This window comes from Moraxella sp. CTOTU46711 (genome assembly GCF_031975715.1).
GTDB lineage: Bacteria > Pseudomonadota > Gammaproteobacteria > Pseudomonadales > Moraxellaceae > Faucicola.
The window spans coordinates 42,818-56,836 of the sequence record NZ_DALYMP010000009.1 but is presented as its reverse complement, the minus strand read 5'-3'; the positions used below and the strand labels follow the sequence as shown (position 1 = coordinate 56,836).

The following is a 14,019-nucleotide window of genomic DNA, read 5'->3' as shown; positions in this document are numbered from 1 at the left end:
AGATGAACGAGCGCTACTTATCGCGTCATAACGTCTCATTTATTGACATTGATGCCACGCTCAACCCCAGTGTGAATAAAAAATTGGTTTGGGTGGCTTGTTTATGGGTGGTTGTTGGCATTTTAACCCTTGTGCCTTTGGCGCTTACCTACAAACTTTTGCTAGGTATGGTCGCGATAGCCAGTCTTTGGTTCGGGCAAATCTCTAGTTGTCACTTATTGGCTATTTCATCGTTACACGCCAAACCGCAAACTAGCAATCAAACCTCACCCTATGACAACTTTGATTTTTTAACTTGGCAAATCCAGTGGGTGCGTGGGGTTATTAAAGTACCTAGACAGAGTAAACAAGCGGTGTGGCAGGCAAATTTGCTAGGCATCGCTGATATGGGATGCCTAGTGATTTTAACGTTTGAGTTGATAGAATCAGCGCCAATTAAAATCAGCGTAACCATTTGGCAAGACCAAGTGGATCGCGATACATGGCGGCAATTTAAGGTGCTAGCGAACACAGTAGGGCAATAACAAAAATGGTATATAAGTTATATTCAATATTGCTACAATTAAATCAACCAAGTGTTGAGGCGACTGCGCATTTTAGCTTGAACTTAAGTGCAGTTGGCATGCGTCAGCGCGGTATTATTGGTGATATACAACAATCATTGAAAAAGATAAATAAAAGGGAATGACCATGGGTTTATTAACAAGTCTAGTAACACAAGTGGCGCAAAGTGCCATTCAAAGCAAAATGAGCCAAAGCAAAATGGGCGGTCAAAGCCAAGCGGATATGGGCGGCCTAGGGAATATTTTTAGTAATGTTTTAGGCGGCGGGGTGCAGCAGCCACAAATGCAGTCAAATGGTTTTGGGTTGGATGATATCATCGGTATGGCAATGAACCAAAATCAAGGCATGTCGCAAATGTCTCAGGGTGGCGTGCTAGGACAAGTGCTAGGTAGCGTGCTAGGTAGTGGCATGGGCGGTGGTCTAGGTAGTGGCATGGGCAATAACGTGGGTATGAACCAATTTCCACAAAGTCAAAGTGGCTTTGGTGGTAAAGGTATGTTAATGGCGGCTTTATTGCCAATCGCGTTGATGTTTATCCAGCGAAATGGCGGTCTATCAGGCGCTTTTAATAAAATCCAAAATATGGGATTTGGTCATCAAGCCAATTCCTGGATGAGTGCGGACCAATCAAACCAACCGCTGGATCCCAATGATATCAATCAGCTATTTGATAATGATGAGTTGGCGCAAGTTGCAGCACAAACGGGCGTGGATCAAAGTGAAGTACGTCAAGGTATGGCGGAGCTTTTGCCACAGTTATTTGATAGCTTAACGCCAAATGGCGACACCCGAACCGAACCTGAAGCCAATGACGAAATTAGTGAAATTTTATCGCAACTTTCACAATTTAAGCGCTAAGAGCGATTAAAAGTGAATTTAAATAGCATGACTACGAACCGCCATTTCAATTGAACTGGCGGTTTATTTACGATTATAAAATCTTGATGATAGGGCGATGATTTGCTCTTAGCCAATAATCATGAAATACCCAAAATAACTTACGATAATTGATAGGTAATTGGTTATGATAAAGATAAATATTATGATGAGAATGGATAGCGATATGTGCTGGTGTGGAACGATTAGTTATACATCTATTCACGAATTTAATTTCCAGCCATTTTAATGTTTGTTTGTGATTGCCAGATACGATTATTAGGCTAACTGGGTTTAACTCACAATAAAATGGGTCATGTGCATTACGGTAAAAAAGCGTTAATCGTTGTTCTTTTATTTCTCGATAGATACCAAAAATAAGTAAAAATATAAGGAAAATTAATGATATAAAAAATATAGTCTCTGTGTCTGGAATAAAAATTGCCACAGCAAACATCAGCGAAAAGATGACTATCATCACAGTAAGGATGATAACATTAAACGTGATAAAAGAGCGTTTTAACGTAATTTTGATGATAGGTAAATCATCACGATTTTTGGCGGTTTTAATCGTTGTTAAAATTTCAGTCAAGTCTTTGCTATTTTTACCAATATTAATCAAAATTTAAAATCCGTCAAATCGACTTGTTTACCCGTCCAAAGTGCAAAACTTAATGCCCCTTGATTGACCAGCATTCCCAAGCCGTCCGAGGTTTTGGCATTTTTCGCCTTAAAAAAGTCCAAAAACGCCGAGGGTTTGCCATACATCATGTCATAGGCAAAATCGACCGTCATATCCTTGGCAAACGGCAATGTGTCACCGCTTAGACCTATCGACGTTGCATTGATAATCACCTCAATATCGTTGGGCAAATCCGTCAAACTTGAAAAGGTGAGCTTATCGGTATCAAATAATCGGGTTAAATTCTTTGCTTTTTCTACTGTGCGATTGGCAATATGCAGCGATTTTACTTGCGCATCTAGCAACGGCAAAATCGCGCCACGAGTCGCCCCACCTGCCCCCAAAATAGCCACGTTTGCGTCTTTTAACCTGACGCCTTGCGACAATAAATCTGCCACCAAACCGCGACCATCGGTATTGTCGCCATACAGTTTGCCGGCTTTGATGGCAAGGGTATTGACTGCACCTGCCAAGCGCGCGTATTCAGATAGTTGACCGCGCTGCTGGCACAGCGCAAATGCCATCTCTTTAAAAGGTACGGTCACATTTGCCCCTGTGCCACCACCTGCAAAAAATGCTTCGATGACCGCGGTAAAGCTGTCGACATCGTTGGGACAATATTGGCGTTGGTAAGACAAGGTGATGCCCGTTTGTTGGGCAAAGGCTTGGTGCAAATCAGGCGATTTGCTATGGGCAATCGGATTGCCGATTACCATGCAATGATAACGGACATTTGAATCAGGAACTGATGACATGAGAAAACCTATAATACGATGAGCAAAATTAGCAATCCCCCTCACTTTACAATAACTGTGGCTACTATATCAATGCTGGGTTTTGATTGGCTAGGTTTTGATTGGGTGGGTGTAAAGCGCAGCATTTCATCGATTTGGCTAAAAATAACAACAAAAGCGTACTGTTAACCGCCACCAATGCCTTGTTACAATGCGCTATTCACACCAACCCGTTATATACTACACAATGAAGCTAATTGCCCGCAAACCGCTTTTTTTACCGCGTCAAAACCGCTCAGAACATCCGATAAACGTTACCCAAAAAGGCGCGACCCAAAAAGGTACTACCCAAAAAGACGTTACCCAAAAAGGCGCTAGCCAAAATAAACCCACTTGGCCAAACAATCTTGGCTGGGGGTGGGTTATCTTAGCACTCACCTTAACTGGCTGTGATAAGGTCAAACAAATCGCCTCACAACGCAATGCCAGTGTGACCGCTAGCACTACCGCATCGACCACAGCCGCCAATCCGTCTATCAACCCTAACTCGCAGCCAACGCCTGTGGTCTATCCCATCAATGATTGGCAGCAACAAACGCTGGCAAACAAAGTCAGTATCCACGATACCGAAGCCATGACGTTACTGTTAGGTCAACCCATCACCATTGATACGCAAAATTTGGACTATCGAAGCAATGTGGCAAGTAAATATAGTTTTGCCAAAACCGGTGAGCCGTATTTTGATTTGCTTGATTCACCTATGTATATCGAGTTACAGTGGTATTATGCCAGTGCCCATGACAATGCCAGCGTTAAAAACACCAGCATCCAGCATGCCAAAACAGCGTTTCAGCTGACCCAAAATTGGTTTGGGCAAGACGGCTCAGACATTGTTGCCCACATGGTGCAAGGACAGCCGATTAAAAATGCCAGCTACCACGGAATTTTGGTAGAATTAGCACGCTGCGACAATTATCATTGTGATTTGGTGGTCAGAAAACCCACTGTCATCGCCAAAACCGCTAAAAAAAGCGGCTGATTGCTGCGGCTTTCACTGTCATACAGTTAACTATCAATTTAATCAAGTAGCCAAATAACCATGTGGTATTCATTCTCTGACGCTCAGTATGCCAAGCAAACGCCAATCACCGCTATCGATATTGATTCACGGGTCATAGCGTATGGCGATGGCTTCTTTACCACCATGGCGGTGGTGGCAGGACAAATCAATTGGCTGAGTTACCATTTAGATAGAATCGACGAGAGTGTCCATGCGTTACAACTTAATTTAACCAACGCTGATTTAGAGGCAGCCAATTTGGACTCAGTCAATTTAGACTCAGTCAATTTAGAATCCCCCAATCATACTATCCGCGCATACTTTAATAGCCAGTTAGGCAGTTTCGCTAAAACCCTCAATCACGGTATGCTCAAGCTAATAGTCTGCCGAAAAAACCAACCTATCAAAGGCTATGGATTTTGTAACTGTCAATTTGACGCTTTTATTAAGCTTATGCCCACGGATAAGCCATTAGCACAGCAAGCCAATCAAGTCATCATCCAACCTGCCGCTAGCGCGATTTGTCTCACTCAGCAAATTGCTTGTTTACCAAAACCCTTGGTAGGGCTTAAGCTACTAAATGCCCAAGATAAAGTGATGGCAAGTCACGAGCTGTGGCAGCATCAAACTCAAGATGCGCAAATGATTGATGGGTTGGTACAAGATGTGATGGGGCATTGGGTAGAAGGTACCTTTTGCAATGTGTTTTATCAGCTCAATCATGAAAATGTGTGGTACACACCGCCCATCAACCGCTCAGGGGTCAAAGGGGTAATGCGGCAGGTGTTATTGGCTAAGTTTGCCAAGTCCGATAGGGCGCATGAGGAGCGATATTTAGCCAGCGAGGAGTTAGCCAATATCACAAGCTTGTTTTTTTGCAATGCCGTACGCGGGATTTTGCCCATTCAGGCATTGATACTACCCGATGGACACCCAAAGGCGCTTGATTTGACCCCAATCTATGCGCAAAAATTAACTTAAATCCTGTTGCTAGTAACTAAAAAAAATTGCTATTTTTGTCATTAATTGTTAAATTCTCGCTTATTGAGTCAATATAAGCCTTCTCTATGAACGACCCATCTAATAACAACCTGTCTAGTACCCCAGGTGGTTCTGAGCATCATCCTACTCAGCCCAGTGACGCCCCTCACGCCGCAGATATTCCAGATTCCCAATTGCAGGACAATCATAGCAAAGATAAGGGTATCGATGGCGAGGATATCACGGATAAGGATGACGAAGACCCGCATAGCAAAAACGTCAATGGCAATGATGCTTGTCTGATTAATCGTTCAACGCGAGAATTCAATGACAACATCACCGGTAGAAACAAAAAAAATAAATACCGTCTATTGGGGCTGCTTGGGTTTATTGTATTGGTGCTGGGCTGGTTGTTATTTGCTTGGTACAACACCCTATATGGCACTATCACCCAACCAAAGCAGATGGTGACCATCAATAAAGGTCAAACCTACTATGCGCTGGTAGACGACTGGGATAAAAAGAAAAAACTGTTCGTCGCGCCACTTGCCAAACTATATATCAAAATGACGGTGGATAAACCGCTTCATCCAGGGGTCTATCAACTGCCTGAGAATCCAAGTTTTGCCAATTATTTAGCCATGCTACAACAAGGTGAGAAAGTCGCTTTTATTAAAGTGCAAATCATTGAAGGTAAAACAGCCAAAGATTTATATCAACATTTGATGGACAATAAAGGGATTAAAAAAGAAGTTATTCAGGGCGGCAAAGTTGACGTTGATAAACTTGGGCTCAATATCCCTGCTGACTATCACCCAAATGGCAACCTTGAAGGTTGGTTCTCACCGGATACCTATTACTTTAATGAAGGCAGTAGTGACAAAAAAGTGCTAACGCATTTATTTAACCGTCAACACACAGCATTGATGGAAAACTGGAACAATCGCCAAGCCAATCTGCCGTACAAGACACCGTATGAAGCGCTGATTATGGCATCAATTATTGAAAAAGAAACCAGTGTCGAAAGCGAGCGGGGTGAAGTGGCAGGCGTGTTCGTCAATCGTCTAAAGAGAAATATGCGCCTACAAACCGACCCTACCGTGATTTATGGCATGGGCGATCGTTACGATGGCAATATTCGCAAATCTGACCTTGAAGAAAAAACCGCTTACAACACCTACCAAATTGACGGCTTACCACCAACACCGATTGCCTTACCAAGTACTGCATCGATTAAAGCGGCACTTAACCCAAATCAAACCGATTCGCTATATTTTGTGGCAACGGGCAATGGCGGTCATAAATTTACCAGTAATTTAGAAGACCATAACCAAGCAGTGCAAGACTATTTGCGGGTGATGCGTGAAAAACGCGCCAGCCAAAACAGCCAATCAGGTCAGTAAAAAACGATACCCATGCAAACAGCTGCGAAAGCCCCTATTAGCGAACAATTTATCTCATTTGAAGGTACCGAAGGGGTGGGTAAGTCCACCTTGATTGCCAATGTGGCAGCGCATTTGACCGCGCAAGGCATCAACTTTATCCAAACCCGTGAACCGGGCGGCAGTCCGCTTGCTGAGCAGTTACGCGCCATGTTACTTGACCCAGCAACGACCATGACAGAGGACAGTGAACTTTTATTGATGTTTGCGGCGCGTGCCGATCATGTGGCGCAAGTGATTTTGCCCGCGCTCGCTCAGGGTAAATGGGTGCTGTGTGACCGCTTTAGCGATTCCACTATTGCCTATCAAGGGTTTGGGCGCAAACAGGGCGATAGGGCAGAACTTAGCAAAATTGAATTACTGATTCATCAGTTTGTGGCAAAAATGCCAGATATGACCATTTGGCTAGATTTACCGGTCACAGAAGGGATGAGCCGTGCCAAAAATCGCGGCAAACTAGACCGCTTTGAGCAAAATCAGCTAGCGTTTTTTGAGCGGGTGCATCAAGGATTTGCTTATCAAGCACAGCAAGAACCGCAGCGCGTCAAACGCATTGATGCGCAGGGTACACCTGATGAAGTATTGGCAAAAGTGCTAACGCAGCTGGGTATTTAATGTTGTTATTTAGTGTCATTACTTAGTACCATAAAGCTTTTAACATCATTGTGAAAAAAGGGGATGATAAACATCCCCCTTTTTTATCAGCCATTGCCGTAAAACCACCGACTTTAGGCGGTGGATATAAGGCAACTCATACACTATAACGCTTGCATAAATTTTGCTAAAATAATTTGCATGAAAACACTCAAGCTACGCATACGAGACAAACATACTGATAAACTCAACCGCCTAAGCGGTGCGGTCAATTTCGTATGGAATTATGTCAATGACTTGAGTTACAAACACCTAAAAAAGACTGGTAAATTCTTTAGTGCTTATGACCTAAACGACTACACCAAAGGTAGCGGTGAACTACTTGGCTTACACAGTCAGACTATTCAGGCAATCAATGAAACCCATGCCAAAGCTAGAAAACAATTCAAAAAAGCTAAATTATCATGGCGAACCAACAACCCAAATTCAAAACGTAAATCATTAGGCTGGCTACCCTTTAAACAATCCGCCATCAAACACATTGCTACCCACCAAACAAGTAAAAAAGGCTTAAAATCCACCTTACAGCTTAGTTTAGCCAAAGGACAAAAACTAGTCATTGACCTATGGGACAGCTACAACCTTAGCCTATATCAAATTAACACACTAGAAATCGTCCAAGACAGCCGTAACCGTTGGTATGCCTGTATCACAGTCAAAGACTATCCCAAACAATCATGCGGAACAGGTAGTGTAGGTATTGACTTAGGACTTAAAGACAGTGCTACCGCCTCAAACGGTGACAAGCTAACCATTAAGCAAACGCTAAAATATGCCAAAGCATTAGCTATAGCCCAACGCTCAAACAACAAAAAACGTATCAAGGCTATCCATGCCAAAATCAAAGACACAAGGCAAGACCTGATACACAAATTCACCACCCAATTAGTCAGAGACAATGCCCTAATCGTGGTAGGTGATATTCAGAGTAATCAATTTAACAGTAAAAAAGGCAAACTAGCCAAATCGGTTTACGATGCAGGTTGGTTTGAACTCAAACGACAACTGACCTACAAATGCGAGAACGCAGGTTGCCGTTTTGAAATCGTGAATGAGAGATACACGACCCAGCGATGTTCGTGTTGCGGTGACATCACCGCCAATAGTCCGAAAGGTAGAAAATCGCTTGGAATAAGAGAATGGATATGTGCTTCGTGTGGCACATGGCATGATAGAGATATCAATGCCAGTCGGAACATTCTTGCGGTCGGGCTTGACCGTCTTGTAGAAGGAATCCCCTTGCTTTAGCAAGGGGAGGAAGTCAATTAACCCATACTATGGCATAGATGGGGTTAAAATCACGTCTGCCGCCACTGGCAAAGTTTGTGGAAAGTCTTTGTTGTAATGCAGTCCACGCGATTCGTGGCGAAGTAGCGCCGAGCGGACAATCAGCTCAGAGACTAGCAGCAAATTACGCAATTCAATCAGATTTTTACTGACCACAAAGTTGGCGTAGTAATCATTGACTTCTTGTTTTAACAACAAAATGCGGTTGAGTGCGCGATGCAGGCGTTTGTCTGAGCGCACAATACCAACGTAGTGCCACATGCTTTGGCGCAGCTCATCCCAGTTTTGTAGCACGATGACTTCTTCGTCAGGGTCGGTCACATCTTGGCTGTCCCAGTCAGGGATAGTAGGAATGGGGGGAACGCGATTTTCTGCAAATGCAGCGGCAATATGCCGCGCTGCACTCATCCCGTACACAAAACATTCTAACAGCGAGTTACTCGCCATGCGATTGGCACCATGCAGACCGGTAAAGGACGTTTCGCCCATGGCATATAGATTAAGCACGTCGGTTTGGGCATTTTCATTGACCATCACCCCACCACACGTGTAGTGAGCGGCGGGTACCACGGGGATTTTATCTTGGGTCATGTCAATGCCGAGCTCTAGTAGCCGCTCATATAGCATAGGGAAATGACCTTTAATAAAGGCTGGTTCTTGATGCGTAATATCTAACCAAACATGACGTATTCCTAGTCGCTTCATCTCAAAGTCGATGGCGCGAGCCACGATATCACGCGGTGCCAGCTCACCCCGTTCATCGAAACGAAGCATAAAGCGCTCACCTTCTGGGTGTTCTTTGGTTGCTGGCAAGCGCAGGTAGGCACCTTCACCGCGCATGGCTTCGGTGATTAAAAACGAGCGCGCTTCTGGATGATAGAGACAAGTAGGATGAAACTGATTGAATTCCAAATTCGCAACGCGGCAACCTGCCCGCCATGCCATCGCGATACCATCCCCTGTAGCAATATCGGGGTTGGATGTATACAAATACGCTTTTGATGCCCCGCCGCAGGCTAAGGCGATAAAGGGTGCGGTAAAGGTGATGACTTGATTGGTATTCAAATCAAGCGCATATAGCCCCACGGCACGATTGGGCTCGGTAATCGGACTGTAGTTGTGTTTGCTAAGTTTATGGGTGGTGATGACATCAATGGCAGCGACATACTCAAACAGTTTGACATTCGGACATTGTTTGACACGTTTGACTAACGAGGTAGAAATGGCCACCCCAGTGGCATCTGCCGCATGGATGATACGACGTTTGCTATGACCGCCTTCACGCGTCAGGTGCAAGGTTTCGTTTTCATCCAAGGTAAATTTGACACCTTGTTTGAGCAAAAACTCCACCGCTTCTCGGCTATGCTCCACTGTAAAACGTACCGCATCTTCATGACAAAGACCTGCCCCTGCAATCAAGGTATCATCGACATGCTCATCAACCGAATCATCATCCGATAGTACCGCCGCCACGCCGCCTTGGGCATAAAAAGTGCTGGCTTCAGTGAGCTTGTCTTTTGCCAAAACCGCAATCGATAGATGGCTTGGTAAGGATAAAGCTAACGATAAACCTGCACCGCCACTGCCGACAATCACCACATCAAACGCGTGGCGATGGTTAGCCTGTGCTTGCGGCTGGAGAGTTTCTTTGATAGGGGAGTTTGACACATTAACGCTTGCTGTCATAACGCTGACGTCCTTCAAATTAATGAGTTAAAGAGCCAAAAAATCTAAGCAAGCGCTGAGCAAATTGGGTCAGCGTGCTGTATTTAAAAGGCTATTTTAAAAGCTATGATTAAAAAGCTAGGTTTAAAAAGCTATGTGAAAATAAAACTATCATATCAGCTTTTATAAATGATGGCGGATTTTTTCTATGGGTTGTTTAAGTAGCAAGCCCATCCAAATCGCCAATGGGTAAGGCTAAACAGGGTACGACGTAGGCAAATGCGCTCGTCTTTATTTTGCCATCGCTGACAGACAAAGAATCTAAAATGCAAAGTTAGGCATTTTTGGATGAGTTAAATACAAAAAATTCGCCTAGCTGTTCATCCATTTTTTGCGATATGATGACAGTTTAAATTGTCATATCCATGATTGCCATTTATAATGGGCGCTTTTTTTATACGTATTTGTTACCCAAATTATTGATTATTCAGTAAATTTAGGTAACGCTTGATATGGGTGGTAGCATGATTGGCAGTTGGCTAGGTCATCTTGGAGCGCTCATTGCCGTTTTGGTAATCCTATGGTCGTGCCTAAAAACCGTGCAACTCAAAGCCCGGACGGATAATCTGCAGATTCTACTACAACTGGTCAGTTTCTACGCGCGCTATTGGTTTGTTTGGTTGTTGCTGTGGGCAAACGTGCAACTGCTGTATGACAACCAAATCATTTACTGGCTGCTTATCGCGTTATCCTTGTTGTATATCTATATGAGCTGGGTTGAACCCAATCGGCTGCGCGTTTCGCGTTTTTCAATTAATTTGACCGCATCTGCGACCTATCAGCCTGCGACCGATATTTCACTGGCTGCGTCATCATCAAAATATATCACACCACAAGCTGCAAAAATTGCGGTGCTGAGTGATATCCATGTGGGTATATTTTCTAACCCCCATCAGTTAGCGCGTTTGGTGAAATGCCTTAATCGCTTGGATGTTGATGCGGTGCTGATTTTGGGCGACTGGTTATATCAAGCGACAACTTTGGATGCCCATCTAAGCCCATTTAAAACCCTGAACAAGCCTTGCTATACCGTCCTTAGTGATGCCGATACCCAGCAAGTTGTCAATGATGCGCAAAATAGCGAACCTGCTAGCAATATGCAATTAATGAACATCTTGCCAACTTTTGGTATTCAATTATTGCCTGAGCAAGGCTTGCGTATTGCCGGGATTAACATCATCGGCATTCATAATGGCAGTACAATGGATTTACCGCGCGTGATTGAACAGCAGCGCAGCGCGGGGCAGCCTTTAGTGATTGCTACCCATGATATCAAGCAGTTAGAAGCCAATCCGCGAACCTTAAGTGACGCCAACAACGATACTTTGGTGATTGCGGGGCAAACGCATGGTGGGCAGGTCAATATACCTATACTGACACCGCTGATGGTGAGAGCATTGACAGGTAATAAACTGGCGGCGGGGTTACGCAGACCAGATACAGCCAAACAATCCGACAATCATCCCAAAGCATTCAATGAGGATGACAAACCCAGCAAACGCTACCAAGTATGGGTGAATACTGGGATTGGCATGACAGGGTTGCCGTTTCGGTTTAATTGCCCCCCTACCATTGATGTGCTAACCATCCAGGTTCAAACGGCTGATGCTTAACCCATATTATTCGCCACTGTAAGCCAGCGACTATAAACCAGTTGCTGCCTTATTATCTAGTTGAGTGGGCTCTATAACCTTATTGGCTATGGCGGTGGAGAAACTTGCGTTTGCTATCAAAGCGCTTAAACTTCGCCCCAAATGTATGCTACACTAGACAAAAATTTTCAAAAAATTGTCGCAGCTGTTACATATTCTACTTAAGGTTTTGTCCAAGGTATTGTTATGACCCCCATTTTAGATAAACTACAAGGCTCTATGGTCGCGCTTATTACACCTATGCATAGCAATGGTGACGTCGATTGGCAATCATTGGCAAATCTCATTGATTGGCAAATCGAGCAAGGTACGGACGTACTGGTATCGGTTGGTACGACGGGTGAATCCGCAACCTTATCGATGCAAGAGCATGTGGACGTTATTGAATTTACCATGAAGCAAGTGGGTGGTCGTATTCCCGTCATCGCGGGTACAGGCGCTAACAATACCGTTGAAGCCATTGAGCTGACCCAGCACGCCAAACAAGCGGGGGCGGATGCCGCGCTGTTGGTTGTGCCCTACTACAACAAACCGACCCAAGAAGGGCTATACTTACACTATAAAGCCATTGCTGAAGCCGTGGACATTCCCCAAGTGCTATACAACGTACCCGGGCGCACTGTTGTTGATATGCAGCAAGCCACTGTCGAGCGCTTAGCGGACATCGAAAATATCATCGCAATTAAAGATGCGACCGGTGACGTGGCGCGTGGTGCCAAACTGATTGAAGCAGTAAAAGGTCGTATGAGCGTATTGTCAGGAGATGATGAAAGCGCGCTTGCGCTGATGCGTCATGGGGCAAAAGGCAATATTTCAGTGACCGCCAATGTCGCGCCAAAAATCATGAGCCAAATTTTTGGCTTGGCACTCAAAGGTGATTTCGACCAAGCCGAAGCATTAAACCAAAAAATAGCCCATTTACACCAAGATTTATTTATCGAGTCAAGTCCCATTCCTGCAAAATATGCCTTATACAAAATGGGTCATATCGAGCAAGGTATCCGTTTACCATTAACTTGGCTTACCCCAGAACACCAACAAGTGATGGATGAAGCACTTGCCAAAGCAGGTTTACTATGAAAAAAACACGCAGCGCTAACCACAATCGATTCAACGCCCAACTAGCCCTAGCTATCATTGCCTCTGCTAGCATTGCTATGACAGGCTGTACTACTTTTAAACGTAAAGTTGGCGACAATTCTTTGGACTATACCAAAACCAAAAAACTTGAACCCATCCAATTACCGGCAGATGCACAAACGCTGCCTTTTACGCCAGTTTATGCCGTGCCGCAATCAGGCGAAAATACGTTAAAAATCACAAAAGAAGGCAGTAAGCGTTTTGAGCTACCGCGTCCGATTAGTACCGTAAAATAAAGAGTGGCTGACAGCATTCATGATAGTTGGCAGCTTGTGTTGCTAACCGCGTATCAGCCAATCAATGCAACTGTCATAAATTAGCTACCCTAAGCCAACCTTAGCCAATCTTAAACAGCCATTTGGGAATTACCATGCAAAAACTCGATTTACTTTATAAAGGCAAAGCAAAATCCGTCTTCGAAACTGACAATCCAGATTACCTGATTTTAGAATTTCGTGATGATACCTCTGCATTCAACGGCGAGCGTATCGAACAGTTAGCGCGTAAAGGCAAAGTCAATAACCGCTTTAATGCCTTTATCATGCAAAAACTCAGCGAAGCCGGCATCGAAACCCATTTTGAACAGCAATTATCGGATGAAGAAGTGCTAGTCAAACGCCTAACAATGATTCCCGTCGAGTGTGTGGTACGTAATTATGCGGCAGGCAGCCTAGTACGTCGCTTAGGCTTACAAGAAGGTCAAGCGTTGACGCCACCTACCTTTGAATTGTTCTATAAAGATGACGGTCTGGGCGACCCCATGGTGAATGATTCGTTAGCGGTATCACTCGGCTGGGCAACGCAAGCACAACTGGATGAAATGAAAGCCTTAACCTTTAAAGTCAATGACGTGTTATCAAAAATGTTTGATGACGGGGGTTTGATGTTGGTGGATTTTAAACTAGAATTTGGGGTATTCAAAGACCGTATCGTACTGGGCGATGAGTTCTCGCCCGACGGTTGCCGCGTCTGGGACAAACAAACCAAGAAAAAACTGGATAAAGACCGTTTCCGTCAAAGCCTAGGTGATGTGGTCGAAGGTTATGAAGAAGTTGCCCAACGTATTGGTGTGTCTTTGGTTGATGAGCCAGGTCGATAAATCGGAATCATTCATTAAGCTAGCTAATCGCTACAGCGAATCTAATTAAGTCCAATTAAATTTGGATGGCATGTGAAATAGATAAACATCTAAAACTGGGGCTTGCTCCAGTTTTGTGTTTTT

General features: G+C 44.3%; 14 protein-coding genes. 11 read left to right on the top strand and 3 right to left on the bottom strand.

Features of this window, described 5'->3' with window-relative positions; genetic code table 11:
* The first annotated feature begins 2 nt into the window (after positions 1-2).
* Together RTJ53_RS10465 and RTJ53_RS10460 are read left to right on the top strand one after the other, a co-directional pair.
* Positions 3-524: a hypothetical protein gene (locus RTJ53_RS10465; protein WP_312276901.1), complete on the top strand. Its 522-nt coding sequence runs from the start codon at positions 3-5 to the stop codon at positions 522-524.
* A 166-nt stretch (positions 525-690) separates the two neighbouring features.
* Positions 691-1,422, top strand: coding sequence for a YidB family protein (locus RTJ53_RS10460; protein ID WP_159374144.1), 732 nt, complete (start codon positions 691-693; stop codon positions 1,420-1,422).
* A gap of 73 nt (positions 1,423-1,495) precedes the next feature.
* Here the strand turns inward: RTJ53_RS10460 and RTJ53_RS10455 are convergent, their stop codons facing one another.
* A complete protein-coding gene (locus RTJ53_RS10455; RefSeq protein ID WP_312276900.1) occupies positions 1,496-2,032 on the bottom strand; it encodes a hypothetical protein in 537 nt (178 codons plus the stop codon).
* Positions 2,033-2,058: 26 nt separating this feature from the next.
* A complete protein-coding gene (gene aroE, locus RTJ53_RS10450; RefSeq protein ID WP_159374145.1) occupies positions 2,059-2,877 on the bottom strand; it encodes a shikimate dehydrogenase in 819 nt (272 codons plus the stop codon).
* Between the two features lie 226 nt (positions 2,878-3,103).
* On the opposite strand from aroE, the gene RTJ53_RS10445 reads away from it, so the two are divergent.
* From RTJ53_RS10445 to RTJ53_RS10425, 5 genes are all read left to right on the top strand, one after another.
* A complete protein-coding gene (locus RTJ53_RS10445; protein WP_159374146.1) occupies positions 3,104-3,895 on the top strand; it encodes a hypothetical protein in 792 nt (263 codons plus the stop codon).
* Positions 3,896-3,955: 60 nt separating this feature from the next.
* Complete coding sequence (locus RTJ53_RS10440; RefSeq protein WP_159374147.1) at positions 3,956-4,897, top strand: aminotransferase class IV; 942 nt, start codon at positions 3,956-3,958, stop codon at positions 4,895-4,897.
* Positions 4,898-4,983: 86 nt separating this feature from the next.
* A complete protein-coding gene (gene mltG / locus RTJ53_RS10435; RefSeq protein WP_312276899.1) occupies positions 4,984-6,300 on the top strand; it encodes an endolytic transglycosylase MltG in 1,317 nt (438 codons plus the stop codon).
* A gap of 12 nt (positions 6,301-6,312) precedes the next feature.
* Positions 6,313-6,954 carry a dTMP kinase gene (tmk, locus tag RTJ53_RS10430; RefSeq protein ID WP_312276898.1) on the top strand — a complete coding sequence of 214 codons (642 nt, stop codon included), beginning with the start codon at positions 6,313-6,315 and terminating at the stop codon, positions 6,952-6,954.
* Between the two features lie 180 nt (positions 6,955-7,134).
* Complete coding sequence (locus RTJ53_RS10425; protein ID WP_312276897.1) at positions 7,135-8,241, top strand: RNA-guided endonuclease InsQ/TnpB family protein; 1,107 nt, start codon at positions 7,135-7,137, stop codon at positions 8,239-8,241.
* 27 nt (positions 8,242-8,268) lie between these two features.
* On the opposite strand, the gene nadB is transcribed toward RTJ53_RS10425, so the two are convergent.
* Positions 8,269-9,966 (bottom strand): L-aspartate oxidase, encoded by a 1,698-nt coding sequence (gene nadB / locus RTJ53_RS10420; RefSeq protein WP_312276896.1) that lies wholly within the window; start codon positions 9,964-9,966, stop codon positions 8,269-8,271.
* A 503-nt stretch (positions 9,967-10,469) separates the two neighbouring features.
* Between nadB and RTJ53_RS10415 the strand changes: the two genes are divergently transcribed.
* The 4 genes from RTJ53_RS10415 to purC all read left to right on the top strand — a co-directional run bounded on the left by RTJ53_RS10415 (position 10,470) and on the right by purC (position 13,896).
* Positions 10,470-11,618, top strand: a complete 1,149-nt coding sequence (locus RTJ53_RS10415; RefSeq protein WP_312276895.1) for a metallophosphoesterase — start codon at positions 10,470-10,472, stop codon at positions 11,616-11,618.
* A 225-nt stretch (positions 11,619-11,843) separates the two neighbouring features.
* Complete coding sequence (gene dapA, locus RTJ53_RS10410) at positions 11,844-12,737, top strand: 4-hydroxy-tetrahydrodipicolinate synthase (RefSeq protein WP_036594521.1); 894 nt, start codon at positions 11,844-11,846, stop codon at positions 12,735-12,737.
* A complete protein-coding gene (locus tag RTJ53_RS10405; RefSeq protein ID WP_051499973.1) occupies positions 12,734-13,033 on the top strand; it encodes a hypothetical protein in 300 nt (99 codons plus the stop codon). Before dapA ends, RTJ53_RS10405 begins: the two co-directional genes overlap by 4 nt.
* A 134-nt stretch (positions 13,034-13,167) precedes the next feature.
* The gene (purC, locus tag RTJ53_RS10400) at positions 13,168-13,896 is read left to right on the top strand and encodes a phosphoribosylaminoimidazolesuccinocarboxamide synthase (protein ID WP_309596760.1); all 729 of its coding nucleotides are present in this window, start codon (positions 13,168-13,170) and stop codon (positions 13,894-13,896) included.
* Positions 13,897-14,019: the final 123 nt, after the last annotated feature.